Source organism: Streptomyces candidus, from assembly GCF_014207445.1.
GTDB lineage: Bacteria > Actinomycetota > Actinomycetes > Streptomycetales > Streptomycetaceae > Streptomyces > Streptomyces candidus.
In genome coordinates, this window is record NZ_JACHEM010000013.1 from 128,572 (window position 1) to 151,946 (window position 23,375).

Annotated in this window: 19 protein-coding genes and 1 pseudogene; 16 read left to right on the top strand and 4 right to left on the bottom strand. The window is 71.5% G+C overall.

The window, feature by feature from the left end; genetic code table 11:
* The first annotated feature begins 27 nt into the window (after positions 1 to 27).
* The 7 genes from rsmD to mutM all read left to right on the top strand — a co-directional run bounded on the left by rsmD (position 28) and on the right by mutM (position 5,180).
* Entirely contained in the window at positions 28 to 630 is a 603-nt protein-coding gene (gene rsmD / locus HNQ79_RS23845) for a 16S rRNA (guanine(966)-N(2))-methyltransferase RsmD (protein WP_185034375.1), read from the top strand.
* Between the two features lie 26 nt (positions 631 to 656).
* Positions 657 to 1,157, top strand: a complete 501-nt coding sequence (coaD, locus tag HNQ79_RS23850; RefSeq protein ID WP_185034376.1) for a pantetheine-phosphate adenylyltransferase — start codon at positions 657 to 659, stop codon at positions 1,155 to 1,157.
* A 90-nt stretch (positions 1,158 to 1,247) separates the two neighbouring features.
* Positions 1,248 to 2,336 carry a cell division initiation protein gene (locus tag HNQ79_RS23855; RefSeq protein WP_185034378.1) on the top strand — a complete coding sequence of 363 codons (1,089 nt, stop codon included), beginning with the start codon at positions 1,248 to 1,250 and terminating at the stop codon, positions 2,334 to 2,336.
* A gap of 174 nt (positions 2,337 to 2,510) precedes the next feature.
* Positions 2,511 to 3,149, top strand: coding sequence for a YceD family protein (locus tag HNQ79_RS23860; protein ID WP_185034588.1), 639 nt, complete (start codon positions 2,511 to 2,513; stop codon positions 3,147 to 3,149).
* A gap of 2 nt (positions 3,150 to 3,151) precedes the next feature.
* On the top strand, positions 3,152 to 3,325 hold the full coding sequence (rpmF, locus tag HNQ79_RS23865; RefSeq protein WP_003965982.1) for a 50S ribosomal protein L32: 174 nt from the start codon (positions 3,152 to 3,154) through the stop codon (positions 3,323 to 3,325).
* 19 nt (positions 3,326 to 3,344) lie between these two features.
* Positions 3,345 to 4,214, top strand: coding sequence for a ribonuclease III (gene rnc, locus HNQ79_RS23870; protein WP_185034380.1), 870 nt, complete (start codon positions 3,345 to 3,347; stop codon positions 4,212 to 4,214).
* A 102-nt stretch (positions 4,215 to 4,316) separates the two neighbouring features.
* The gene (mutM, locus tag HNQ79_RS23875; protein ID WP_185034382.1) at positions 4,317 to 5,180 is read left to right on the top strand and encodes a bifunctional DNA-formamidopyrimidine glycosylase/DNA-(apurinic or apyrimidinic site) lyase; all 864 of its coding nucleotides are present in this window, start codon (positions 4,317 to 4,319) and stop codon (positions 5,178 to 5,180) included.
* A 103-nt stretch (positions 5,181 to 5,283) separates the two neighbouring features.
* Here mutM and HNQ79_RS23880 read toward each other — a convergent pair whose 3' ends face one another.
* On the bottom strand, positions 5,284 to 6,249 hold the full coding sequence (locus HNQ79_RS23880; protein WP_185034384.1) for a CAP domain-containing protein: 966 nt from the start codon (positions 6,247 to 6,249) through the stop codon (positions 5,284 to 5,286).
* 133 nt (positions 6,250 to 6,382) lie between these two features.
* Between HNQ79_RS23880 and HNQ79_RS23885 the strand changes: the two genes are divergently transcribed.
* From HNQ79_RS23885 to HNQ79_RS23900, 4 genes are all read left to right on the top strand, one after another.
* On the top strand, positions 6,383 to 6,676 hold the full coding sequence (locus HNQ79_RS23885; protein WP_185034386.1) for an acylphosphatase: 294 nt from the start codon (positions 6,383 to 6,385) through the stop codon (positions 6,674 to 6,676).
* Between the two features lie 393 nt (positions 6,677 to 7,069).
* Complete coding sequence (locus HNQ79_RS23890; protein WP_185034388.1) at positions 7,070 to 7,291, top strand: hypothetical protein; 222 nt, start codon at positions 7,070 to 7,072, stop codon at positions 7,289 to 7,291.
* 225 nt (positions 7,292 to 7,516) lie between these two features.
* Complete coding sequence (gene smc / locus HNQ79_RS23895; RefSeq protein WP_185034390.1) at positions 7,517 to 11,119, top strand: chromosome segregation protein SMC; 3,603 nt, start codon at positions 7,517 to 7,519, stop codon at positions 11,117 to 11,119.
* 173 nt (positions 11,120 to 11,292) lie between these two features.
* Positions 11,293 to 12,720: a sugar porter family MFS transporter gene (locus HNQ79_RS23900; RefSeq protein ID WP_185034392.1), complete on the top strand. Its 1,428-nt coding sequence runs from the start codon at positions 11,293 to 11,295 to the stop codon at positions 12,718 to 12,720.
* Between the two features lie 106 nt (positions 12,721 to 12,826).
* On the opposite strand, the pseudogene HNQ79_RS23905 reads toward HNQ79_RS23900, so the two are convergent.
* Together HNQ79_RS23905 and HNQ79_RS23910 are read right to left on the bottom strand one after the other, a co-directional pair.
* Positions 12,827 to 13,147, bottom strand: a pseudogene (locus tag HNQ79_RS23905) (LLM class flavin-dependent oxidoreductase); the annotation flags it as partial.
* Positions 13,148 to 13,209: 62 nt separating this feature from the next.
* Positions 13,210 to 14,658, bottom strand: coding sequence for a purine-cytosine permease family protein (locus HNQ79_RS23910; RefSeq protein WP_185034396.1), 1,449 nt, complete (start codon positions 14,656 to 14,658; stop codon positions 13,210 to 13,212).
* A gap of 205 nt (positions 14,659 to 14,863) precedes the next feature.
* On the opposite strand from HNQ79_RS23910, the gene ftsY reads away from it, so the two are divergent.
* Entirely contained in the window at positions 14,864 to 16,069 is a 1,206-nt protein-coding gene (gene ftsY, locus HNQ79_RS23915) for a signal recognition particle-docking protein FtsY (protein WP_185034398.1), read from the top strand.
* 70 nt (positions 16,070 to 16,139) lie between these two features.
* Here the strand turns inward: ftsY and HNQ79_RS23920 are convergent, their stop codons facing one another.
* Positions 16,140 to 16,793 (bottom strand): bifunctional DNA primase/polymerase, encoded by a 654-nt coding sequence (locus tag HNQ79_RS23920; RefSeq protein WP_185034401.1) that lies wholly within the window; start codon positions 16,791 to 16,793, stop codon positions 16,140 to 16,142.
* 470 nt (positions 16,794 to 17,263) lie between these two features.
* Here HNQ79_RS23920 and nsdA point away from each other — a divergent pair, with 470 nt between their 5' ends.
* From nsdA to HNQ79_RS23940, 4 genes are all read left to right on the top strand, one after another.
* A complete protein-coding gene (gene nsdA / locus HNQ79_RS23925) occupies positions 17,264 to 18,754 on the top strand; it encodes a transcriptional repressor NsdA (RefSeq protein ID WP_185034590.1) in 1,491 nt (496 codons plus the stop codon).
* A gap of 267 nt (positions 18,755 to 19,021) precedes the next feature.
* The gene (locus HNQ79_RS23930; protein WP_373312604.1) at positions 19,022 to 20,407 is read left to right on the top strand and encodes an ammonium transporter; all 1,386 of its coding nucleotides are present in this window, start codon (positions 19,022 to 19,024) and stop codon (positions 20,405 to 20,407) included.
* Positions 20,404 to 20,742 carry a P-II family nitrogen regulator gene (locus HNQ79_RS23935; RefSeq protein WP_185034403.1) on the top strand — a complete coding sequence of 113 codons (339 nt, stop codon included), beginning with the start codon at positions 20,404 to 20,406 and terminating at the stop codon, positions 20,740 to 20,742. Before HNQ79_RS23930 ends, HNQ79_RS23935 begins: the two co-directional genes overlap by 4 nt.
* 51 nt (positions 20,743 to 20,793) lie before the next feature.
* Complete coding sequence (locus tag HNQ79_RS23940; RefSeq protein ID WP_185034405.1) at positions 20,794 to 23,238, top strand: [protein-PII] uridylyltransferase; 2,445 nt, start codon at positions 20,794 to 20,796, stop codon at positions 23,236 to 23,238.
* Positions 23,239 to 23,375 lie beyond the last annotated feature (137 nt).

Below are 23,375 nucleotides of genomic sequence, written 5' to 3' on the forward strand. Positions count from 1 at the left end.
ACGACCGCCGACCCGACAGAGGAATCCATGACCCGCGTGATCGCAGGCACCGCCGGCGGACGACGCCTGAGCGTCCCGCCGGGCAACGGCACCCGCCCGACCTCCGACCGGGCGCGCGAAGGCCTCTTCTCCACCTGGGAGGCGCTGCTCGGCACCCTGGAGGGAGTCAGGATCGCCGATCTGTACGCGGGCTCGGGGGCCGTCGGCCTCGAAGCGCTGTCCCGCGGCGGCGTGCACGCCCTGCTCGTCGAGGCCGACCAGAAGGCCGTACGGACGATTCGGGACAACGTACGCACCCTCGGGCTGCCCGGCGCCGAGGTGCGGGCCGGAAAGGCCGAGCAGGTCGTGACGACGGCGGCTCCCGCCACCCCGTACGACATCGTCTTCCTGGACCCGCCCTACGCGGTCACCGACGACGATCTCCGCGAGATTCTCCTCACACTCCACGCCCAGGGCTGGCTCGCGGAGGACGCGCTGGCCACCGTGGAACGCAGCACCAGGGGCGGAGAGTTCAAATGGCCCCAGGGCTTCGAGCCGCTGAGGGCCCGTCGCTACGGCGAAGGGACGCTTTGGTACGGTCGCGCCGCGTCACCGTACGACGACGCACGACCGTGCGAAGACGCACGATGACCGGACCGCAGAGACGGGGACCACAGATGCGCCGAGCAGTCTGCCCGGGGTCGTTCGACCCCATCACCAACGGCCACCTGGACATCATCGGCCGAGCCTCCAGGCTCTACGACGTGGTGCACGTCGCGGTGATGATCAACCAGTCGAAGAAGGGCCTCTTCTCCGTCGAGGAGCGGATCGCGCTGATCCGCGACGTCACCTCCGACTACGAGAACATCGTCGTGGAGTCCCACCACGGCCTCCTCGTCGACTTCTGCAAGGACCGCGACATCCCCGCGATCGTCAAGGGCCTGCGCGCCGTCAGCGACTTCGACTACGAGCTGCAGATGGCCCAGATGAACAACGGTCTCTCGGGCGTCGAGACGCTGTTCATACCGACCAACCCCACCTACAGCTTCCTCTCCTCCAGCCTGGTCAAGGAGGTCGCGGCCTGGGGCGGCGACGTCTCCCACCTGCTGCCGGAGACCGTCCACGCGGCGCTCACCGGGCGGCTCGCGGAGAACAAGTCCGCCGCCCAGGACGGCTGACGGCTCGTCAGCAGTGTCGGACGGGAGCCGACTGGCCTTACAGTCGTCCCGTCCGTCTCCAAACCAGGCCGAGAGAGTGGCGAGCACACGGTGGACGTGCAGAAGAAACTCGATGAGATCGTCGAGGCGATCGGCAGTGCCCGGTCCATGCCCATGTCGGCCTCGTGCGTGGTCAACCGCGCCGACCTGCTCGACATGCTCGAAGAGGTGCGCCGCGCCCTGCCCGACTCCCTCGCCCAGGCACAGGAGCTGATCGGCGGGCGCGAACAGCTGGTCGAGCAGGCCCGCCAGGAGGCGGAGCGGATCATCGAGTCCGCCCAGGCGCACCGCGGCGACCTGATCTCCGACACCGAGGTCGCCCGCCGCTCCCAGGCCGAGGCCGACCGCATCCTCGCCGAGGCCCGGCGGGACGCCGAGGAGATCCGCGCGGAGGCCGACGAGTACGTCGACTCCAAGCTCGCCAACTTCGAGGTCGTCCTCACCAAGACCATCGGCTCCGTGGGCCGCGGACGCGAGAAGCTGCTGGGCCGGGGCCCCGGCCTCGACGAGCAGGGGTACGCCGACGAGGACGCCCCGGACTACAGCCCGGACCCCTCCACCCTGCTGCACCGCGCCGACGAGTACGTCGACACCAAATTGGGCGCCTTCGAGGCCGTCCTCGCCAAGACCCTCGACGCGGTCGGCAAGGGCCGCCAGAAACTGCACGGCCGGGTCGCCTCCGACGACCTGGGCGCCCACATGGCCGCCCAGGACGACCTGGAACGCTCCGGTCTGCGCGGCAGTGACGCCGACTTCCTCGCCGACCTCGCCGAGCCCCAGCCGGCCGCCGTCCCGGACCCGCCGCGCGCCGACCCCCGCATCCCGGCCCAGCAGCCCTACGACCCGTACGCGGGCACCTCGTACCCGCAGCAGCCGCAGGGCCAGGACGTCTACACCGCCGCCCCGTACGGCCAGCAGCAGGACCCGTACGGCTACCAGCAGGACCCGTACGCCGTCTCGTACCCGCAGCAGGGCTACGACCCGTACGGCCAGCAGCCCGACCAGTCCGCGCAGCAGCACCAGCAGCAGCCCGCGCAGCCGGGGCACCCGGCCCAGCAGGGCGCGCTCGACGAGACGAGCATGTTCGACACGAGCATGATCGACCTCGACCGGCTGCGCGAGTACGAACAGGGCCGCTAGCCCCGGACACAGGGGGGTCGTCCGGACCGGATTGGGCCCTGGGCGAAGCGTCCAGTATCCTGGCCATTCGTCGCGGACCACGTCTGCGATTTCGGCTGCCCGATTCGCCATGGACCCTCGGTCCGGCCACGCACAGGGCAGTCCCTCCACAGCAATCCGAAGGCGGGAAATCCCCTGAGTACGCACCTCGACCACCGCAACCCCCTCGTGTTCGACACACACGAGCTGGGCCGGCGTCCCGGTGCGCTCCAGCGGCTGACCCGTACCGCGGAGGCCCCCAAGGACTTCGGTGTCGAAGGGGTCGTCGGCGTTCCGGAAGGTGCGCCCTTGGAGATCAGGCTCCGCCTCGAATCCGTCATGGAAGGGGTGCTTGTCACAGGCACCGTCCGTGCGGCGGCCGAGGGGGAGTGCGTAAGGTGTCTGGAGCCGGTGCAGCTGAAGGTTGCAGCGGACTTCCAGGAGATGTTCTCGTACCCTGACGCCGACGACCGGGGCCGCGCAAAGGCGGAACCGGGCGACGACGCCGAGGACGACGAGGACACGCTCTTCCTCGAGGACGGCTTGTTCGACCTCGAACCCGTGCTGCGTGACGCGGTAGTGCTCGCACTGCCGATGCAGCCGGTGTGCCGGGAGGACTGTGCAGGCATGTGCTCGCAGTGCGGGATCAGCCTGAACGAGAACCCCGACCACCACCATGACGCCGTCGACATCCGTTGGGCGGCGTTGCAGGGACTCGTCGAGACCGGCCAGGTCGACGAGAAGGACAACGTGCACGACGCCGGTACCGGCGTCGACGAGAAGCAGGAGAAGTAGCCGTGGCTGTTCCGAAGCGGAAGATGTCGCGCAGCAACACGCGCCACCGCCGGTCGCAGTGGAAGGCTGCGGTCCCCACCCTGGTGTCGTGCGAGCGCTGCCAGGAGCCGAAGCTCCAGCACATTGCGTGCCCGAGCTGCGGCACGTACAACAAGCGCCAGGTCCTCGAGGTCTGAGCGGCTGGTGAGAGGCACCATGTCTGAGTCATACAAGACGGACAATGCCTCGTCTCACACGCTTCTGGAAGGGCGGCTCGGGTATCACCTCGAGTCCGCCCTTCTGGTGCGTGCGCTGACGCACCGTTCGTTCGCGTACGAGAACGGCGGTCTGCCCACCAACGAGCGGCTGGAATTCCTCGGGGATTCGGTGCTCGGCCTGGTGGTCACGGACACGCTGTACCGGACCCACCCCGATCTCCCGGAAGGCCAGTTGGCCAAGCTCCGGGCCGCGGTGGTCAACTCTCGTGCGCTCGCGGAGGTGGGCCGCGGCCTCGAACTCGGCTCCTTCATCCGGCTCGGCCGGGGCGAAGAGGGCACGGGAGGCCGGGACAAGGCATCCATCCTCGCCGACACCCTGGAAGCGGTGATCGGTGCGGTCTATCTCGACCAAGGTCTGGAAGCGGCTTCCGAGCTGGTGCACCGGCTCTTCGATCCGCTGATCGAGAAGTCGTCCAGCCTCGGCGCCGGCCTGGACTGGAAGACCAGTCTCCAGGAGCTCACCGCGGCCGAGGGGCTCGGCGTTCCCGAGTACCTGGTCACGGAGACCGGCCCGGACCACGAAAAGGTCTTCACTGCTGCCGCCCGCGTCGGTGGTGTCTCGTACGGCACCGGCACCGGCCGCAGCAAGAAGGAAGCGGAACAGCAGGCGGCGGAGTCCGCATGGCGCGCGATCAGCGCGGCTGCGGCGGAGCGCGAGGCGGCGGCGAAGGCCGAGGCCGAGAACCCGACGCCGCCGGCGCCGGCCGTCGCTCCGGTGGCCCCGGCTTCCGAGCCGGCGGCCACGGTCTCCGACGCGGTGGCCCCGGCCGCCGGACCGGCGGACGACAGCAGGTCGTCGGTCGCCTGACCCGCAGCAAACCGTCCGGCCCCGGTGCCGCCCCTCGCAGGGCGGCACCGGGGCCGGACGCGTACCCCCGACGCGACACACGCATCACACGAGGAGTGCCCTGTGCCCGAGCTGCCCGAAGTGGAAGTCGTCCGCCGCGGACTCGAACGCTGGGTCACCGGGCGGACCGTCGCCGAGGTCGAGGTGCTGCATCCCCGTGCGGTACGCCGCCACCTCGCCGGCGGCGCCGACTTCGCCGCCCGGCTGCGCGGCCACCGCATCGGGGCGGCCCGACGACGCGGCAAGTACCTGTGGCTGCCCGTCGAGGACGCCCCGCTGGCCGTGCTCGGACACCTCGGGATGAGCGGACAGCTCCTCGTGCAGCCCGAGGAGGCGTCCGACGAGAAGCACCTGCGGGTCAGGCTGCGCTTCGACGACGCGCTGGGCACCGAACTCCGCTTCGTCGACCAGCGCACCTTCGGCGGGCTCTCGCTGCACGACACCGGCCCCGACGGCCTTCCCGACGTCATCGCGCACATCGCCCGCGACCCGCTCGACGAGGCCTTCGACGACGCCGCCTTCCACACGGCGCTGCGGTTGCGGCGCACCACCGTCAAGCGGGCACTGCTCGACCAGTCGCTGATCAGCGGCGTCGGCAACATCTACGCCGACGAAGCACTGTGGCGCTCCAGGCTGCACTACGACCGGCCGACCGCCACCATGACCCGGCCCCGTTCCACCGAACTCCTGGGCCACGTGCGCGACGTGATGCACGCGGCGCTGGCCGTGGGCGGCACCAGCTTCGACAGCCTGTACGTCAACGTGAACGGGGAGTCGGGCTACTTCGACCGGTCCCTGGACGCGTACGGTCGCGAGGACGAGCCGTGCCGCCGGTGCGGCACCGCCATGCGCCGTCGGCCGTGGATGAACCGCTCCAGCTACTTCTGCCCGCGCTGCCAGCGCCCGCCCAGGGCCGTCACTGCCTGAGCGGCTCCGGGGCCGTGCACCGCACGCGGGAGTGCACGGGCTGCGAGGGCGCGCCCTCGCGGGAAGGCGCGCCGTGCACGAGGACGGGTCCGCTCGTGGAGGCTCAGAAGCCGAAGTTCTGCGTCCACCACGGGCCGCCCTCGGCCATGTGCACGCCGACGCCCAGCGTCGTGTACTCGCAGTTCAGGATGTTCGCGCGGTGGCCCTCGCTCTTCATCCAGGCGTCCATCACGGCCTGGGCGTCGGCCTGGCCGCGGGCGATGTTCTCACCGCCCAGATCCTTGATGCCCGCCTTGGCGGCACGGTCCCACGGGGTCGCGCCGTCCGGGTCGGTGTGCTCGAAGAAGCCGCGTGCCGCCATGTCGCGGCTGAAGTTCGCGGCCAGCGTCGCCAGACCGGTGTCCGGGCGGACCGGACGGCAGCCGGCCTTCGCGCGCTCCTGGTTGACCAGGGAGAGCACGGCGGCCGCGGCGTCGTTCGCCGAGGCGGGGGCCCGCCGGGGCGGCGGGGTGGCGGCAGGGGCCCGTTCGGTGGCCGGCGGCGTGGTCCGTCGGGGCTTCGGGGCCGCCTTCGTCGGGGGCGTCGTGCTGGCGGGCGCCTCGGAGGCAGGCTCCTTCGACGCGACGTCGGGTGTGTGCTTCTGCGAATCGGTGACGGGCGTCCCGGTCGGCTCGGCTGCCGGGGACGACTGCTCGCCGGTGCTCTGCGACGGGGTCGGCGCCGGCCCCTGGGCCCGCTCCTCGCCACGCGCGGTGGCAGGGGCGGAGGCGCGCTCGGTCGGGGTTTGCACGGCGCCGCCCTGAGCCCTCAGGTCCACCGTGCCGCCCGCGGCCGCCCGGTCCCCGGGGCTGCCGGAGCCGCCGCCGAAGGTCAAGGCGTCACCGCCGGGGAGGATCCCGGACGCAACGGCGACGGCACCGAACGCCACGGCCGCGGAGACTCCGAGCAGTCCGCTCCGCACGGGTGCGGAGCGCTTCCGCCGGCGGCTGTCGCCCCGGTGCCCGCCGGCCTCGACGAGCGCGTGATCGTCCGTGGCGGGCTCGGCGGCGGTGCGTCGATGGCGTCCCATCTGCTGTGCCTTCCTCAGAATTCGACGGTCAATGCGTTCACCCGTATGGATGAGCCTCATTGCGTCGGGACTGTACGGCATGACGGATGGGGGCGAAGTGCCTCGTGAGCAATTGGCCGGTTAGCGTGCGGGCATGAACGAAGACGCTCAGCCGGACGCCCGGCTCACCGCATGGGTGCGCGGCCGCGTACAGGGAGTCGGCTTTCGCTGGTTCACCAGGGCAAACGCGCTGGAGATCGGCGGCCTTGCCGGCTTCGCCCTCAACCTCGACGACGGCCGGGTGCAGGTCGTGGCCGAGGGCCCGCGTGAGAATTGCCACCGCCTGCTGCAGTGGCTGCACTCGGACGACACTCCCGGCCGGGTCGACGGCGTCACTGAGATCTGGGGCACACCGCGCGGGGGATATACGGGCTTCGCGATCCGCTGAACGGGTGCACCGGCCTGCCCCCCGCAGGGCGGGAACGGTCACTGCCCGGGGTGCCCCGGTTACCGCCCGCGAAGAGAAACGCCCTGGTGGTTGCCAGAATCGGGTTGCCATGGAAGGCTGCCGGTACGAGGATGATCTCTACGCCCCCAGGGCCCCGCAGGTCGAGCGACGCCGGTGAGTGCACGGCGGTACGCCCCCGGGCCGCCCGGCGATACGGGGCGTGATCGTGTTGACCGTCAAACTTTTTGGTGAGACTCTGGGATCCCCGCGCACCTTAGCTGTTTGGCAGCAAGAACCGCAGTGAAACAACAACACTGCCAAGCACCGCGGGTGCGATTCCCTCACGACCCACACCGCTCCCGGTCGGTCACTCAGTGTGGAGGACCACTCATCATGGCAAAGGCGCTTCTCGGTTACGTCGGCGGATCCGACCCGCGACTCCTCGCCGAGATGCGACGGCTTCAGCAGCGCGTTCAGGATCTCGAGTCCGAGCTCAACCGGATTCAGAACGAGAACGACTCGCTCACGGCCGCCGCTCAGCACCGCGGAGACTCTTCTCTGCTCGACGAGGACTTCGACATCGACGTCCCCCGTGCGGAGCCCGCACTCACCTGATTCCGTTCCAGGCCTCTCCTGTACCGGTTTCACCTTCTGCGGCACTCGCGTACGGACACAACCGCCGCCGCCTCACTGCCGCAGCATCTTCAAGGGACGTTTCGGCGTCCCTTTTTCCTTTCCTCGGCCCCCGGTCGTCCGGTGTGCGTCCCGCGTTTTCTTAACGTCTGATGTGCCCTGCACGTTCATCGGTGAAACCGCGACAGCCCGGTAGAGTCGGGCTGCGTGCATCTCAAGGCCATGACCCTCCGCGGTTTCAAGTCGTTCGCCTCCGCCACGACGCTCCGCTTCGAACCCGGTATCACCTGCGTCGTGGGGCCCAACGGGTCCGGCAAGTCCAATGTGGTGGACGCGCTCTCCTGGGTAATGGGGGAGCAGGGCGCCAAGTCGTTGCGCGGCGGCAAGATGGAGGACGTCATCTTCGCCGGCACGACGGGGCGGCCGCCGCTGGGCCGGGCCGAGGTCTCGCTCACCATCGACAACTCCGACGGCGCGCTGCCCATCGAGTACGCGGAGGTCACCCTCACGCGGATCATGTTCCGCAACGGCGGCAGCGAGTACCAGATCAACGGCGACACCTGCCGCCTGCTCGACTTCCAGGACCTGCTCTCCGACTCCGGCATCGGCCGCGAGATGCACGTCATCGTCGGGCAGGGCCAGCTCGATTCCGTCCTGCACGCCGATCCGATGGGGCGGCGTGCCTTCATCGAGGAGGCGGCGGGCGTCCTCAAGCACCGCAAGCGCAAGGAGAAGGCGCTGCGGAAGCTGGAGGCGATGAAGGCGAACCTGGCGCGCGTGGAGGACCTCACCGGTGAACTGCGCGGCCGGCTCAAGCCGTTGGGGCGGCAGGCCGCCGTGGCGCGACGGGCCGCCGTGATCCAGGCCGACCTGCGCGACGTACGGCTGCGGCTGCTCGCCGACGATCTCGTCGCGCTCCAGAAGGCGCTCGGCGCGGAGATCGCGGACGAGGCCGCGCTGAAGCAGCGCAAGGAACACGCCGAGAGCCGGCTCAAGGCCGCGCAGCAGCGCGAGGCGGAGCTGGAGGCCGAGGTGCGGCGACTCGCGCCGCGCCTCGGCAGGGCCCAGCAGTCCTGGTACGGACTGTCGCAGTTCGCCGAGCGCGTGCGCGGCACGATCTCCCTCGCCGACGCGCGCGTGACCAGCGCGAACGCGGCCCCTCAGGAGGAGCGCCGGGGCCGCGACCCGGAGGACATGGAGCGCGAGGCCGCCCGGATCCGGGAGCAGGAGGCCGAACTCGAAGCCGCCCTGGAAGCGGCGCGGCACGCCCTGGAGAACACCGTCGAGCACCGCGCCGGGCTGGAACGCGACCTCGCCGCCGAGGAGCGCAGGCTCAAGGACCTGGCGCGGGCCGTCGCCGACCGCCGGGAGGGCCTGGCGAGGCTCAACGGCCAGGTCGACGCCGCCCGCGGCAGGGCGGGCTCGGCGCGGGCGGAGATCGAGCGGCTGGCCGGGGCCCGGGACGCCGCGCAGGACCGCGCCGTCACCGCCCAGGAGGAGTACGAGCAGCTCAGGGCCGAGGTCGACGGGCTCGACGCGGGCGACGAGGAGCTGTCCGTACGGCACGACGAAGCCAGGCGGGACCTGGCGGCGGCGGAGGCCGAGTGGGGTTGCGTACGGGAGGAACTGACGGCCGCCGAGCGCAGGCGGGCCGCGACGGCGGCGCGCCGCGAGGCCCTGGCGCTCGGGCTGCGGCGCAAGGACGGTTCCGGGGCGCTGCTGGGGGCCGACGACAGGCCCGCCGGGCTGCTCGGGCCCGCGGCGGAACTGCTGACGGTCGCGCCGGGGTACGAGGTGGCGGTGGCGGCTGCGCTGGGATCGGCGGCCGACGCGGTCGCGGTGGCGAACCCCGCGGCGGCGGCCGAGGCGATCCGGCGGCTGCGCAAGCAGGACGCGGGGCGGGCCGCGCTGCTTCTGGCGGGGGAGGCCGGAGCCCCTGCGGCGCAGCCGGACCCCACGCGGGCCGCCGCCGCGCCGCCCGCGGGTGCGCCGTACGCCGTGGACTTCGTGCGCGGGCCGCAGGACCTGATGCCCGCGGTGCGGCGGCTGCTGCACGGCGTGGTGGTCGTGAGCACGCTGGAGGACGCCGAGGACCTCGTCCACGCGCACCCCGGGCTGACGGCGGTCACCGCCGAGGGCGATGTGCTCGGGGCGCACTTCGCCCAGGGCGGGTCGGCGGGGGTCCCGAGCCTGCTGGAGGTGCAGGCCTCGGTGGACGAGGCGGACGCGCAGCTTGCGGAGCTGTCCGTACGGTGCGAGGAGCTGGCCCGGCGGCAGTCTCGGGCCGGGGAACGGCGGGGCCGGTGCGCCGCGCTGGTCGAGGAGCTGGCGGAGACGCGGCGGGCCGGCGAGCGGGAGCGGTCCGTGGTCGCGCAGCAGCTCGGACGGCTGGCCGGGCAGGCACGTGGGGCTGCGGGGGAGGCGGAGCGGTCGGCCGCCGCTGCCGCCAGGGCGCAGGAGGCACTGGAACGGGCCACCGAGGAGGCCGTGGAGCTGGCGGAACGGCTCGCGGCCGCGGAGGAGGCGCCCGTGGAGGAGGAGCCCGACACCTCCGTCAGGGACCGGCTGGCGGCGGACGGGGCGAACGCCCGGCAGACCGAGATGGAGGCGCGGCTCCAGGTCCGTACCCACGAGGAGCGGGTCAGGGCGCTCGCGGGGCGGGCCGACGCGCTCGACCGGGGCGCGCGAACCGAGCGCGAGGTTCGGGCCAGGGCCGAGCAGCGGCGGGCCCGGATGCGGTACGAGGCGCAGGTGGCGGGGGCGGTCGCGGCGGGGGCCCGGCAGCTGCTCGCGCACGCCGAGGTCTCGCTCGTACGGGCCGACCGGGAGCGTGCGGCGGCGGAGGCCGCAAAGGCCGAGAGGGAGCGCGAACTGGTCACCGAGCGGGCCCTCGGCCGGGAAGTCAAGGAGGAACTCGACAAGCTGACCGATTCGGTTCACCGCGGCGAGGTACTGGGAGCGGAGAAGCGGCTGCGCATCGAGCAGCTGGAGACCAGGGCACTGGAGGAGCTGGGCGTGGAGCCGGCGGAGCTGGTGGCGGAGTACGGGCCCGAGCAGCCCGTGCCCGCGTCGCCGGCCGCCGACGGGGAGGACCTGCCGGAGGATCCCGGTGATCCGCGCAACCGGCCGCGTCCTTTCGTCCGTGCCGAGCAGGAGAAGCGGCTCAGGGCGGCCGAACGGGCGTATCAGCAGCTCGGGAAGGTGAATCCGCTGGCGCTGGAGGAGTTCGCGGCGCTGGAGGAGCGGCACCAGTTCCTCTCCGAGCAGCTGGCCGACCTCAAGCGGACCCGGGCCGACCTGTTGCAGGTGATCAAGGAGGTCGACCAGCGTGTGGAGCAGGTGTTCACCGAGGCGTACCGGGACACGGCGCGCGAGTTCGAGGGCGTCTTCTCGCGACTTTTCCCTGGTGGGGAGGGGCGGCTGATCCTGACCGACCCGGACAGCATGCTGACGACCGGGGTCGATGTGGAGGCGCGTCCTGCGGGCAAGAAGGTCAAGCGGCTGTCGCTGCTGTCCGGCGGCGAGCGGTCCCTGACCGCCGTGGCGCTGCTGGTGTCGATCTTCAAGGCCCGGCCCAGTCCGTTCTATGTGATGGACGAGGTGGAGGCCGCGCTGGACGACACCAACCTCCAGCGGTTGATTCGGATCATGAAGGAGCTCCAGGAGAGCTCGCAGTTGATCGTGATCACGCACCAGAAGCGCACGATGGAAGTGGCGGATGCCCTGTACGGGGTGTCCATGCAGGGCGACGGGGTATCCAGGGTGATCAGCCAGCGCCTCCGCCGACCGTGCGGGGAGCCCCGCCGCTAGCTTCAAAAGTTGAAGGATTACGATCGCTCCCGTTCCTTTTGGCTTCAAGTAGCGTCAATGGTGCTGAAGGTGTCGAGTGGTGAGCGGTACGGACCCGTGCCCCACTGGAAGCCACCTGAAGTGCCTGCCCCCCACGGACATGCCCGGCGACGCGGCCGGGCCCAGGAGTTCACGTGACCAGCACAGCGCAGACGCCGTCGTCGTCGCCCGGAGGCAAGCAAGCCGCCCCGGAACACCTCGGCCATGTCGTCTTCATCACCGCCGCGGCCGCGATGGGCGGTTTCCTCTTCGGCTACGACAGCTCGGTGATCAACGGAGCCACCCAGGCCATCGGCGAAAAGTGGGACATCGGCGCCGGCACGCTCGGGCAGGTCATCGCCGTCGCCCTGATCGGCTGCGCGGTCGGCGCCGCCACCGCGGGCCGTATCGCCGACCGCATCGGCCGCATCCGCGTCATGCAGATCGCCGCCGTGCTGTTCACCGTCAGCGCGGTCGGCTCCGCACTGCCGTTCGCGCTGTGGGACCTCACCATGTGGCGCTTCCTCGGCGGTATCGCCATCGGCATGGCCTCGGTGATCGGCCCGGCCTACATCGCGGAGGTCGCCCCGCCGGCCTACCGCGGACGGCTGGGCTCCTTCCAGCAGGGCGCGATCGTCCTCGGCATCGCGATCTCCCAGCTCGTCAACTGGGGCATCCTCAACTGGGCCGGCGGCGACGACCGCCACAAGGTCTTCGCCGGCCTGGAGGCCTGGCAGGTCATGCTCGGCGTGATGGTCGTTCCCGCGGTGATCTACGGGCTGCTGTCCTTCGTCATCCCCGAGTCCCCGCGCTTCCTGGTCTCCGTCGGCAAGACCGAGCGGGCCAAGAAGATCCTGGCCGAGGTCGAGGGCGAGCACATCGACCTGGACGCCCGGGTCGCCGAGATCCAGGACGGCCTGCGCAGCGACCACAAGTCGACCTTCAAGGACCTGCTCGGCAGCAGGTTCGGGTTCCTGCCGATCGTCTGGATCGGTATCGGCCTCTCGGTCTTCCAGCAGCTCGTCGGCATCAACGTCGCCTTCTACTACTCGGCGACGCTGTGGCAGTCCGTGGGCATCGACCCGAGCGACTCGTTCTTCTACTCGTTCACCACGTCGATCATCAACATCATCGGCACCGTGATCGCGATGATCTTCGTCGACCGGATCGGCCGCAAGCCGCTCGCCCTGATCGGTTCGGCGGGCATGACGCTCGCCCTCGCCTGCGAGGCCTGGGCCTTCTCCGCCGACATGGTGAACGGCAAGCTCCCGGACACCCAGGGCCTGGTCGCCCTGGTCGCCGCCCATGTCTTCGTGCTCTTCTTCGCCCTGTCCTGGGGTGTCGTGGTCTGGGTCTTCCTCGGCGAGATGTTCCCGAACCGGCTGCGCGCCGCCGCCCTCGGTGTGGCCGCGGCCGCCCAGTGGATCGCCAACTGGACGATCACCGCGAGCTTCCCCTCCCTGGCGAGCTGGAACCTCTCCGGGACGTACGTCATCTACACGTTCTTCGCGGCCCTCTCGATCCCCTTCGTGCTCAAGTTCGTGAAGGAGACCAAGGGCAAGAGGCTGGAGGAGATGGGCTAGCCAGGCACCGCCCGCCTCCCGCGCGTCACCCGTTCCACCCGCTGCCCCGTTCCACCCGCTGCCCCGGCCCGCTCCGCGAGCCGGGGCAGCACCCTGTGCGCGAACAGACGCAGACTCTCGTGCCGCCGCTCACCAGGTCGAGGACGGCGATGTCCTCGGCGAGCCGCAGCGGGCCGTACAGCGGGCGGATGACCGCCGAGATCATCACGGTGAGGCGCCGCGTCGCACCGGGGGCGGCGCCCGCGAAGGCGAACGGCAAGGGCAGCCAGCCGCTGGCGACGCCGTGGTGCTCCTCGGTCTGGAGCGTGTCGACGCCGTGCTCGTCCGCGTACCGGGCCATCTCCAGGGCGGCGGCGTAGCGCGCCCGCGCGGAGGTGCGGGTGGCATCGGGATCGGCGAGGTTGCAACGGACCACCCAGCAGGCCATGACGAAACGTCCCCCTGCGCCGGGTGTGTGTCCGGCGGAGGGGGACGTTGGCTGACGTCGCGTCAGATGGACGGGGTGTCGGCCGCACGGGGCTCGCGGGCCTGCGCCCGGGGCAGCACCGCGTACAGGACGCCCGCCACGACGGTGGTGACGACCCAGCCGAGGCCGTTCTCGCCGAGCCAGGTGGTGGCCAGCGGGCCGGTGAACCACTCGACCTTGGTGAAGAGCAGACCGATCACCAGGGCGACGGCCCACGCGATCATCGCGGACCAGGCGAAGCCGCCGCTGTACCAGTAGGCGCTGGTGCGCGTCGTGTCCATCAGCGCCTCGCCGTCGTAGTCGTGGCGCTTGAGCATGTCGATGCCGAAGACGCCGATCCACGCCGAGAACGCGACCGCGAGCAGCGTCAGGAAGGAGATGAACGAGCCCATGAAGCTGGTCGCCACCACCATCAGCAGGAACCCGAAGACGAGGCTGATGATCGCGTTCACGCTGACGGCCCAGGCGCGCGGGACGTTGATGCCGAGGGTCTGCGCGGTGAAACCGGCCGAGTACATCGACATCGAGTTGATGAGCAGCATGCCGACCAGCGCGATGACCAGGTACGGGACCGAGATCCAGGTCGGCAGCAGCTCACCGATGAAGGACACCGGGTCCTGGGCCTTCGCCAGGTCCGGGGTGGAGACGGCCATGACCGCTCCCATCAGGACCATCGGGACGATGACGATCCCCGCGCCGCCGATCGACGCCGTGACCATCCGCTTCGCGTCGGCCGTGCGCGGCAGGTAGCGGGTGAAGTCCGGGCCGGTGGGGACCCAGCTGATGCCGCCCGCCGCGATGGTGCCGATGCCCGCGATCAGCATCGCCGTCGAACCGGCCGGCTTGGCGAACACGGACGCCCAGTCGGTGTTGGCGACCAGGTAGATCAGGACCAGCACGCTGAACACGCCGAAGAGGTACGTCGACCACTTCTGGCACACCTGGAGCGCCGTGATGCCCAGGCCCGAGACGACGAACGTGCACGCCACGAAGAGCAGCAGGGTGGCGATGACGAGCGGGGTGCTGCTCTGCACGCCGAAGCAGAGATCCAGCACGGTGAGCACCGCGTAGGCGCCGGTGACCGCGTTGATCGTCTCCCAGCCCCAGCGGGCCACCCAGATCAGCGAGCCGGGGAAGAGGTTGCCCCGCTGGCCGAAGACCGCACGTGAGAGCGCCATGCCGGGAGAGCCGCCGCGCTTGCCCGCGATCGAGATCAGTCCCACGAGGCCGTACGAGACGGCCGGGGCGACGACGGCCGCGATCAGTGCCTGCCAGAAGTTCAGCCCGTTGAAGACCACCAGCCCGGCGCCCATGGTGAGCAGCAGCACGCTGATGTTGGCCGCCACCCACGTCGGGAACAGCTGCCCGACGTGTCCGTTGCGTTCGCTGTCGGGGACGGGTTCGAGGCCCCTGGTCTCCACCGCGCCCTCGGCTGCGGGTTCGGTGGCTGCGGGTTCGGCGGTGGTGCTCATGGGTGGGGGTTCCATGCCTCTCGCTCGGAGCGCGACGTTGCGGCCCGGTGGGGGAATGACGAGTGATCGGTCAGGACTCTACGCGCGTGGACTGTGCTGCGACCATCGTACTTTGACCCGAGTGCACCGCTGAGTGAGGGTATGTCTCTTGGAGGAAGCCCCAAGAAGGGCCCGGGGGTGCACCGTGGCCGATACTGATGAGGTTATGGACATCCTCATCCTTGCTGTAGTCATCGCCCTGGTCGCGGTCGGCGCGATCAGCGGGCTCGTGGTCGGCAGCCGCAAGAAGAAGCAGCTGCCTCCCTCGGCACCGTCGAGCACGCCGACCATCACTGTCCCGCCCGCCGAACCTCAGGTCGGCGACGACGCCGCTCCGCCGAAGGACGAAGCGCGCCGCACCATCGAGGAGGTCGAGCTCCCGGGCACCCCCGAGGCGCCCGTCGTCGTCGAGGAGCCCGTCGTCGGGGCTCCCGCACTCGACGTCCCCGAACCCACCGCCGGCCGTCTGGTGCGCCTGCGCGCCCGGCTCGCCCGCTCCCAGAACTCGCTCGGCAAGGGCCTGCTCACGCTGCTCTCGCGCGACAACCTGGACGAGGACACCTGGGAGGAGATCGAGGACACCCTCCTCACCGCCGACGTCGGCGTCGCCCCCACCCAGGAACTCGTCGAGGCCCTGCGTGAACGCGTCCGCGTGCTCGGCACCCGTACCCCCGACGGACTGCGCACCCTCCTGCGCGAGGAGCTGCTCGCCCTCATCGGCACCGACGTCGACCGCGCCGTGAAGACGGAGAGCGGCGTCGACACCCCGGGCGTCGTCATGGTCGTCGGCGTCAACGGCACCGGCAAGACCACCACCACCGGCAAGCTCGCCCGCGTGCTGGTCGCCGACGGCCGCTCCGTGGTGCTCGGCGCGGCCGACACCTTCCGTGCCGCCGCCGCGGACCAGCTCCAGACCTGGGGCGAGCGGGTGGGCGCCCGGACGGTACGGGGACCCGAGGGCGGCGACCCCGCGTCGATCGCCTTCGACGCCGTCAAGGAGGGCATCGCCGAGGGTGCCGACGTCGTCCTCATCGACACCGCGGGCCGCCTGCACACCAAGACCGGGCTCATGGACGAGCTCGGCAAGGTCAAGCGCGTCGTGGAGAAGCACGGCCCGCTGGACGAGGTACTGCTCGTCCTGGACGCCACCACCGGGCAGAACGGCCTCGTCCAGGCGCGGGTGTTCGCGGAGGTCGTGGACATCACCGGCATCGTGCTGACCAAGCTCGACGGCACTGCCAAGGGCGGCATCGTCATCGCCGTCCAGCGCGAGCTGGGCGTACCGGTCAAGCTGGTGGGCCTCGGCGAGGGCGCGGACGACCTGGCTCCGTTCGAGCCGGAGGCCTTCGTGGACGCCCTGATCGGGGACTGAGTTCCGGATGCGTACGTACGACGGAGGCACCGCGGGACGTCCCGCGGTGCCTCCGTCGTACGCAGCGGTGTCAGGCCGGGTGGCGGTGGCAGATGTACGCCAGGGTGCCCAGCAGCAGCCGCGCCTGCGGGGGCTTTCGCGCCGTGTCGAGCGACGGCGGGCGCAGCCAGCGCACCTGGCCGAGGCCCGCGTGGTCCGACGGAGGAGCAGTGACGTACGACCCCGGGCCCAGGCACCGCAGGTCGAGATCCGCGTCGTCCCAGCCCATCCGGTAGAGCAGCTCCGGCAGGGCGGCCGAAGCGCCCGGTGCGACGAAGAAGTGCGCGCGGCCGTCCGGTGTCACGGTCACCGGACCCAGCGGGATGCCCATCCGCTCCAGCCGGACCAGCGCCTGGCGTCCCGCCGTCTCCGTCACGTCCAGCACGTCGAACGACCTGCCCACCGGCAGCAGCACGGCCGCCCCCGGGAACTGGCCCCAGACGGCGGCGACCTCGTCCAGCGTCGCCCCGGCCGGGACCACCTGAGCGAAGTCGAAGGGGTGGGCACCGGGGGCCTCGCACGCCCGGCTGCCGCAGGAGCAGACTCCCGCGGCGGCCCTCGCGCCCGGGACCACGTCCCAGCCCCACAGTCCGGTGTACTCCGCCACCGCTGTGCCCTCTGACGTGCGGCTGCGGCGCCGCGTGCCGGAGCGCATGTCCCGGATGCCGCCGATCGTGAAGCCCATGCCCCCTCCAACGGGTCGAACGCGCCGGTGGTTACGACACGGAGCGCTCTGGTGACGCTGCGTCAACGAGGTACTGCCGTCGATCCGGCTCCGGCGGCGTATCGGGACACTGGGGGTGGTGCGCGACGCGGCACACGCTCCGGCGTGCGTCGCTCCGCCGACTCCTGATCGTCCTGTGTCAAGTGAATCGCTTCTGCCCGCGGGGGAGTTCACTCGGAGGGGTGGCGAATGGTGGCGTTTCTGTAAGTGCCCTCGCCGGACGGGTGATCGGGGGACTACTTTCGGTGCATGAACTCCGGGAGTGCGCGCGTTCGTGGGTATGCCGGGGGCAAGCCGGATTCCTGTTCGAGGGTGTGCATCCTGCGGACAGGAGGCCCCTGTCGGCGGCATTCTGTATGGGGTTCATGCGGAGGACGTGTGTGAGCACAGGATTTCCGGAGCGCGGTGTGCGGCCCGCTCCGGGCGACGGAATGGGGGCGTTCGACGTGGGCGGCAGCGACGGGAGCGGCGGTCACGCCGGCAAGCGCCCGAACGAGCAGCTCGGTTCGTGGTTCGTGCGCAGCGGCTGGTCCAAGGGCGAACTGGCCCGCCAGGTGAACCGCCGGGCGCGGCAGATGGGCGCCCACCACATCAGCACCGACACCTCCCGGGTGCGCCGCTGGCTGGACGGTGAGAACCCGCGCGAACCCATCCCGCGCATCCTGTCGGAGCTGTTCTCCGAGCGTTTCGGGGCGGTCGTCGCCATCGAGGACCTCGGCCTGCGCGCGGCACACCGCTCGCCCTCGGTGTCCGGGGTGGACCTTCCCTGGGCCGGACCGCAGACCGTGTCCCTGCTGAGCGAGTTCTCCCGCAGCGACCTGATGCTGGCCCGCCGCGGCTTCCTCGGCTCCTCCCTCATGCTGTCCGCCGGTCCCACGCTCATCGAGCCGATGCAGCGGTGGCTGGTTCCCACCCCTGCCGGCGATCCCGCGCCGCAGGAGTCGGCCGCCGCCGCCCGGCGGCCGTCCCGGCTGTCCGAGCCGGAACTGCAACTCCTCGAATCCACCACCGTCATGTTCCGCCGGTGGGACGCCCAGTGCGGCGGCGGGCTGCGCCGCAAGGCCGTCGTCGGACAGCTGCACGAGGTCACCGACCTCCTCCAGGAACCCCAGCCCTACGCCACCTCGAAGAGGCTGTTCCGGTGTGCCGCCGAACTGTCCGAGCTGGCCGGCTGGATGAGCTACGACATCGGGCTCCAGCCCACCGCCCAGAAGTACTTCGTCCTCGCGCTGCACGCCGCCAAGGAAGCCGGGGACAAGCCGCTCGGCTCGTACATCCTCTCCAGCATGAGCCGCCAGATGATCCACCTCGGACGCCCCGACGACGCCCTGGAACTGGTCCACCTCGCCCAGTACGGCAGCCGCGACTGCGCCACCGCGCGCACCCAGGCCATGCTGTACGCGATGGAGGCACGCGCGTACGCCAACATGGGCCAGCCCAGCAAGTGCAAGCGGGCCGTGCGGATGGCCGAGGACACCTTCGTCGACGCGGGCCTGGACGACGAGCAGGACCCCGACTGGATCCGCTTCTTCTCCGAGGCAGAACTCAACGGCGAGAACTCCCACTCGTACCGCGACCTCGCCTACGTGGCCGGGCGCAGTCCCACCTACGCCTCGCTCGCCGAACCCGTCATGGAACGCGCCGTGGACCTCTTCGAGAAGGACGACGAGCACCAGCGGTCGTACGCGCTCAACCTCATCGGCATGGCCACCGTGCACCTCCTGAAGCGGGAGCCCGAGCAGGCCGTCGCCTACTCGCAGCGGGCCCTCGGCGTCGCGGAGAAGGTCCGCTCCGAGCGGGTCAACAACCGGCTGCGCAAGACCGTCGAAGGCGCGGTACGGGAATTCGGCGACGTGGCCGAAGTGCACGACCTGACCGACCAGTTGGGCGCGAAACTGCCCGAAGCCGCAGAGGCGGTGTAAGGCACCCCGAACCCGGCCGCGGCAGCGACCCCGTGAACCCCGACTCGGCTCCCCCGCGCCAGGTCACCCGGGGAGCTGCCGCGGCCGGCCCCTGTCCGCCCCCCGTACGCCGGACATGATCGGCGAGTTCATTTCCGCGTAACACGCACGATGCCATCGTCACTGCGGCGAAACACGGAGGGGCATCTTCCGAAACGGCGCTCCGCCACTCTCGGGGTCCATAACCAGCCACCCCGCACTGGCCGCACCGAGGACGAGGAGACGCCGATGCCCCCAGGCATCACGACAGACGCGATGACTTCCTGGACGGATCCCGGGCTGCCGGTGACGCTCGCCGCGGAGGCCCCGACGCTCTCCGCCGCCAACACCGGCTTCATGCTCATCTGCTCCGCCATGGTGATGCTGATGACGCCCGCCCTCGCCTTCTTCTACGGAGGCATGGTCCGCGTCAAGTCCACCCTGAACATGCTGATGATGAGCTTCATCAGCCTCGGGATCGTCACGATCCTGTGGGTGCTCTTCGGCTTCAGCCTCGCCTTCGGCGACGACGTCGGCTCCGTCATCGGCTGGAACACCGACTTCGTCGGGCTGAGCGGTATCGGCGTCACCGAACTCTGGGACGGCTACACGATTCCCGTCTACGTGTTCGCCGTCTTCCAGCTGATGTTCGCGGTCCTCACCCCGGCCCTGATCAGCGGTGCGCTCGCGGACCGCGTGAAGTTCACCGCCTGGGCGCTGTTCATCACGCTGTGGGCGGTCGTGGTCTACTTCCCCGTCGCACACTGGGTGTGGGGCGCGGGCGGCTGGCTGTTCGAGATGGGCGTCATCGACTTCGCGGGCGGCACCGCCGTCCACATCAACGCCGGTGCGGCGGCCCTCGGCGTGATCCTCGTGATCGGCAAGCGGATCGGCTTCAAGAAGGACCCGATGCGCCCGCACAGCCTGCCGCTGGTGATGCTCGGCGCGGGACTGCTGTGGTTCGGCTGGTTCGGCTTCAACGCCGGCTCCTGGCTGGGCAACGACGACGGCGTGGGCGCGGTCATGTTCGTCAACACCCAGGTCGCGACCGCCGCGGCCATGCTGGCCTGGCTGGCGTACGAGAAGATCCGGCACGGCGCGTTCACCACGCTGGGCGCGGCCTCGGGCGCGGTCGCCGGCCTCGTCGCGATCACCCCGGCCGGCGGATCGGTCTCGCCGCTCGGCGCGATCGCCGTCGGCGCCATCGCCGGTGTGGTGTGCGCGATGGCCGTGGGGCTCAAGTTCAAGCTGGGGTACGACGACTCGCTGGACGTCATCGGCGTCCACCTGGTCGGCGGCGTGATCGGCTCGCTGCTCGTCGGGTTCTTCGCCACCGGCGGCGTACAGTCCGACGCCAAGGGCCTCTTCTACGGCGGCGGCCTCGAACAGCTCGGCAAGCAGGCGATCGGCGTCTTCGCCGTCCTCGCCTACTCCCTGGCCGTCTCCGCGCTCCTCGCCTTCGTCCTCGACAGGACGATGGGCATGCGGGTGGAAGAGGACGTCGAGGTCTCCGGCATCGACCAGACCGAACACGCCGAAACGGCATACGACTTCACCGGCGCGGGCGGCGGCGCTGCCCCCCGTACCCCCGTGCCCGGACCCCCTGTCGAAGCGAGCAAGAAGGTGGACGCATGAAGCTGATCACGGCGGTCGTCAAGCCGCACCGGCTCGACGAGATCAAGGAGGCCCTGCAGGCCTTCGGGGTCCACGGGCTGACCGTCACCGAGGCCAGCGGTTACGGGCGCCAGCGCGGCCACACCGAGGTCTACCGGGGCGCCGAGTACACCGTGGACCTCGTACCGAAGATCCGCATCGAGGTGCTCGTCGAGGACGGCGACGCCGAGCAGCTGATCGAGGTGGTCGTGAAGGCCGCCCGCACCGGCAAGATCGGCGACGGCAAGGTGTGGAGCGTGCCCGTCGAGACGGCGGTCCGGGTCCGGACCGGCGAGCGCGGACCGGACGCGCTGTAATGAGCCGGACGGACCGCGGAACGTTCTGCTGAACGGCAAGGGAGCTGCTGGGTGACGCGTGTGGAAGAGACCGAAGAGCAGTCCGGCCCGCGACCCGGCGGCTACGCGGCGGCCCGGCTGCGACTCCTGACCCAGGAGTCGCGGTCCGGGCCGCCGCGCCGCTCCGGCCTCGCGAAGCTCACCGACTCCTGGGTCGCGGAACTGTTCGACATCGCCGCCGCACAGGCCGGCGTACGGAACGCGGCACTGGTCGCCGTCGGCGGCTACGGGCGGGGCGAACTCTCCCCGCGCAGCGACCTCGACCTGCTCCTGCTGCACGACGGGTCCGACCCCAAGGCGGTCTCCGCCCTCGCCGACCGGGTCTGGTACCCGGTCTGGGACCTCGGCCTCGCCCTCGACCACTCCGTGCGCACCCCCGCCGAGGCCCGCAAGGTCGCCGGGGAGGACCTCAAGGCCCATCTCGGCCTCCTGGACGCCCGGCACGTCGCCGGGGACCTGGGCCTCACCGCCGGGCTGCGCACCACGATCCTCGCCGACTGGCGCAACCAGGCGGTCAGACGCCTCCCCGAACTCCACGAACTGTGCCTCGAACGGGCGGAGCGGGCGGGCGAGTTGCAGTACCTCCTGGAACCCGACCTCAAGGAGGCGCGCGGCGGCCTGCGCGACGCCACCGCCCTGCGCGCCGTCGCCGCCTCCTGGATCGCCGACGCCCCCCGCGAAGGTCTCGCCGAGGCCCGCCGCACCCTCCTCGACGTACGTGACGCCCTCCACCTCGCCACCGGACGGGCCACCGACCGGCTCGCCCTCCAGGAACAGGACCAGGTCGCGACCGCGCTCGGCGTCCTCGACGCGGACGTGCTGCTGCGCAAGGTGTACGAGGCGGCCCGCACCCTCTCCTACGCCGGTGACGTGACCTGGCGCGAAGTGGAACGGGTGGTGCGGGCCCGGTCCGTACGGCCGCGGCTCAAGGCCCTGCTGGGCGGCCGGCCCGCGGGCCCGGAGCGCACGCCGCTCGCCGACGGCGTCGTCGAGCAGGACGGCGAGGCGGTCCTGGCGCGCACCGCACGCCCGGAACGGGACGCGATCCTTCCGCTGCGGGCCGCTGCCGCTGCCGCGCAGGCCGGACTGCCGGTCAGCATCCACGCCGTGCGGCAACTCGCCAGGCTCGCGCCGCACCTGCCGGTGCCGTGGCCCGCCGAGGCCCGCGAGGAACTGGTGACACTGCTCGGAGCGGGCGAGTCGGCGGTACCCGTGTGGGAGGCGCTGGAGGCCGAGGGGCTGATCGCACGGCTGCTCCCCGACTGGGAGCGGGTGCGCTGCCGGCCGCAGCGCAACCCCGTGCACACCTGGACCGTCGACCGCCACCTCCTGGAGGCGGCGGTGCGGGCCGCCGGATTCACCCGGCGGGTGGGACGGCCCGATCTGCTGCTGGTGGCCGCGCTGCTGCACGACATCGGCAAGGGATGGCCCGGCGACCACTCCGTGGTGGGCGAGACCATCGCGCGGGACATGGCGGCGCGGATCGGATTCGGCGACGCGGACGTGGCCGTGGTGGCCACCCTCGTACGGCACCACCTGCTGCTCGTGGACACGGCGACCCGGCGTGACCTCGACGATCCGGCGACGGTACGGGCGGTGGCGGACGCGGTCGGCACAGCGTCCACGCTGGAACTGCTGCACGCGCTTACCGAGGCGGACGCCCTGGCCACCGGCCCCGCGGCCTGGTCGGCGTGGCGCGCGTCCCTGGTGGCCGACCTGGTGAAACGGGTGGGCGCGGTACTGGCCGGGGACCCGCTCCCGGAACCCGAGCCGGGCGCGCTGACCGTGGAGCAGGAGCGGCTGACGCTGGAGGCGCACCGCACCGGCGGGCCCGTGCTGGCGCTGCGCGCGCGGGAGGAGGACGACGCGGGCGACGCGGCGCTCGGGGTGGAACTGACGATGGCCGTGCCGGACCAGCCGGGGGTGCTGCCCGCGGTCGCCGGGGTGCTCGCCATGCACCGGATGACCGTGCGGACCGCGGAACTGCGGTCCGCGGAGCCTCCGTTGGAGGGGGCTCCCGCACTGCTCCTGCTGTCCTGGCGGGTGGCCGCGGCGTACGGGGGCCTGCCGGAGGCGACGCGGCTGCGGGCCGACCTCGTACGGGCCCTGGACGGGTCGCTGGACCTGGCGTCCCGGCTCGCCGAACGGGAGAAGGCCTACGCGAGCAGGGCGCGCCGCCGGACCGGCGTACCGCCCGCGCGGGTGACCGTCGCCCCGGCGGCCTCCCGGCACGCGACGGTCCTGGAGGTACGGGCCCAGGACGCACCGGGGCTGCTGCACCGGATCGGCCGGGCGCTGGACGAGTCGGGGGTACGGGTGCGCAGCGCGCACGTCTCGACGCTGGGGTCCAGCGCGGTGGACGCGTTCTACGTGACGGGGAGGGACGGGCACCCGCTGGGCTCCGGGGAGGCGGCGGAGGTCGCGCGGGGGGTGGGGGCGGCGCTGGGGGAGAAGTAGCGGCTGCGGGGGACGGTCCGCCCGCGGACTCGTTGCCTGCGCGCGGGCAAGCCCTTCCCTTCGGGCGGCTCGGGCGCCGGGCAAGGGCCGCGCGATGCGCGGGGGCGGGCCGCGCAGTTCGCCGCGCCCCCGACGGC

Bases quoted from the DNA above. Each gene is read 5' to 3' on its own strand.
- HNQ79_RS23880 (WP_185034384.1), bottom strand. From the start codon at position 6,249: ATGGGACGCCATCGACGCACCGCCGCCGAGCCCGCCACGGACGATCAC.
- HNQ79_RS23885 (WP_185034386.1), top strand. From the start codon at position 6,383: ATGAACGAAGACGCTCAGCCGGACGCCCGGCTCACCGCATGGGTGCGC.
- rnc (WP_185034380.1), top strand. From the start codon at position 3,345: ATGTCTGAGTCATACAAGACGGACAATGCCTCGTCTCACACGCTTCTG.
- nsdA (WP_185034590.1), top strand. From the start codon at position 17,264: ATGGGGGCGTTCGACGTGGGCGGCAGCGACGGGAGCGGCGGTCACGCC.
- rsmD (WP_185034375.1), top strand. From the start codon at position 28: ATGACCCGCGTGATCGCAGGCACCGCCGGCGGACGACGCCTGAGCGTC.
- HNQ79_RS23935 (WP_185034403.1), top strand. From the start codon at position 20,404: ATGAAGCTGATCACGGCGGTCGTCAAGCCGCACCGGCTCGACGAGATC.
- HNQ79_RS23920 (WP_185034401.1), bottom strand. From the start codon at position 16,793: ATGGGCTTCACGATCGGCGGCATCCGGGACATGCGCTCCGGCACGCGG.
- HNQ79_RS23910 (WP_185034396.1), bottom strand. From the start codon at position 14,658: ATGAGCACCACCGCCGAACCCGCAGCCACCGAACCCGCAGCCGAGGGC.
- coaD (WP_185034376.1), top strand. From the start codon at position 657: ATGCGCCGAGCAGTCTGCCCGGGGTCGTTCGACCCCATCACCAACGGC.
- ftsY (WP_185034398.1), top strand. From the start codon at position 14,864: ATGGACATCCTCATCCTTGCTGTAGTCATCGCCCTGGTCGCGGTCGGC.
- HNQ79_RS23890 (WP_185034388.1), top strand. From the start codon at position 7,070: ATGGCAAAGGCGCTTCTCGGTTACGTCGGCGGATCCGACCCGCGACTC.
- HNQ79_RS23930 (WP_373312604.1), top strand. From the start codon at position 19,022: ATGCCCCCAGGCATCACGACAGACGCGATGACTTCCTGGACGGATCCC.